Annotated in this window: 1 protein-coding gene; it reads right to left on the bottom strand. The window is 65.7% G+C overall.

The window, feature by feature from the left end:
- Nucleotides 1-300 precede the first annotated feature (300 nt).
- A complete protein-coding gene (locus IVA75_RS24680) occupies nucleotides 301-1518 on the bottom strand; it encodes an IS110 family transposase (RefSeq protein WP_247289241.1) in 1218 nt (405 codons plus the stop codon).
- Nucleotides 1519-1770: the final 252 nt, after the last annotated feature.

Here is a 1770-nt window from a genome sequence, read left to right as displayed (position 1 = left end):
GACCGAGATGACGATTGCAGAAATCGCGTACGTCCATTCTTTTGTTCGGCTGCGCCGCGGGCCATTCTTCCGTCCCGGCCATCGATCTCGCAGCCGCCGCGCGCAGGGGCGGTCAAGGCTGGCCGCGTTTGCGGCCACCGCAAGGCTTGGCCTTGACCGGCCCGAGCACGGCGGCATGCTGGCGTGGAACGGGACTGCATTCCTGGCTGGCACTTGCCGTCAGGCGGGATTATCCTGGGTGGGCGCGGGCGACCTCGTGGCGAAGCGTGGCGCATCGGCTGCAAGCGCCACCAGGCTGCCCTATTTTGTCTTGCCGAGCTGAGGCGCCCGCGCGCCGGTTTTTGGCCGCCGTGGTTTCCATTGCGTCACCAGGCGCTCGTAGCTTTGCTCCGCCTGTGCGGCAATCAACATCTCGCGGTCGCGCAATGCCTTGATGTTGTAGGCATACGCTGGCCCACGCCGGCTGCCTTTCTGTTGCGGATGTCCGGCTTGAAGTTGCATCGCGCGGGTCTTGATGGCGACCAGTGCCGGGCGCGCCCACAGGTAATCCTCGCCCTTCGTCAACAAATGCCAGCAAAGCACGGTGAGCTTCCGGGCCACGGCCACCGCGGCGATCTGATGGCCGCGCCGGGCGCGGATGCGCACGAAAAACGCATGCAGCGGACCGGGCGCCTTGGCCGCTGCCCATGCCGCCTCGACCAGCATGGCGCGCGCGTGACTGCGGCCGATCTTGCTGATGCGGCCGTGATGGGCGGCGCCCAGTCCGGACTGCCGCACCCGCGGGTTCAGCCCAAAATAGCTCACCAGCTTCTGCGGGCTGTTGAACCGGCTGATGTCGCCGATCGCCGCCATGATGCCGGCTGCGACCGCCAAGTTGACGCCGGTGATCGTCATCAATCTGTTGACCGCGGAATCGTCGATGGCGTCCTGCGCGATCTCGCGGTCGAGCAGGGCCAGATCTTCCGCCAGCCGGTCAAGCTCGCGGACGTGCCGATCGATCGCCGCGCGCTCATCGTCCGGCAACGGTTGGGCGGCCAACCACGCCCGGCCGCGGCCGTTGAAAAGATCTGCATGCGGGCACTTCGGGATCAGGTGCGCGTGCAGGATCGAATGCACCTCGTTCTTGAGCCGCGTGCGATGGCGCACGACCTGGTAGCGCCGCGCCACCAGCCGACGCTTGCGTTCCGTCTCCGCGTCAGGCGTCCAGATCTGCGGCAGGTACCCAGCCGCCTGCAGACTGGCGAGCGTGCCGGCATCGATCTTGTCGGTCTTGACGTGAGCCTGGGCGATCGCCTTCACCTGCAGCGGATTGGCGATAATCACCCGTGCCACGAACGGTGCCAGAACCCGCGATACCGCCATGCTGTTGCCGGTCGCCTCGACCACCACCTCATCACTGGCCAGCAGGGTCTTGCCAAATCCCTCCAACGCAGTCCGCGTCATATCAATGCGGCCCGCATGTCGGAGCCTGCCATCCTCCCAAATCACCACCTCCCCGAAAGTTCGGTGGACGTCGATGCCAATCACCCGTCGCATTTGCACCTCCTGCTTGATATGACGGGAGCTGCGGGCGACACGACAACTACGGATTCGCGCTCCCAGCGCAACCGGGCGAGTCGCAGAGGCGGCCAGCTACTAACTCGAGCTCGCGGCTCATCGTATGCATCGGCCTGCCCGCACATCGTGCTCCCGGTGCCTCTGTCCCGATGGTCGCACCATACGCCACGACGCAGAACACCGCAGCGGAACGTTGGCACCGAGAAATCTCAT

It is taken from the genome of Bradyrhizobium sp. 134, from assembly GCF_023074155.1.
In the GTDB taxonomy this organism is placed as follows: Bacteria; Pseudomonadota; Alphaproteobacteria; order Rhizobiales; family Xanthobacteraceae; genus Bradyrhizobium.
The sequence above is the reverse complement of the archived record's forward strand: the minus strand, read 5'-3'. Positions and strand labels throughout refer to the sequence as shown.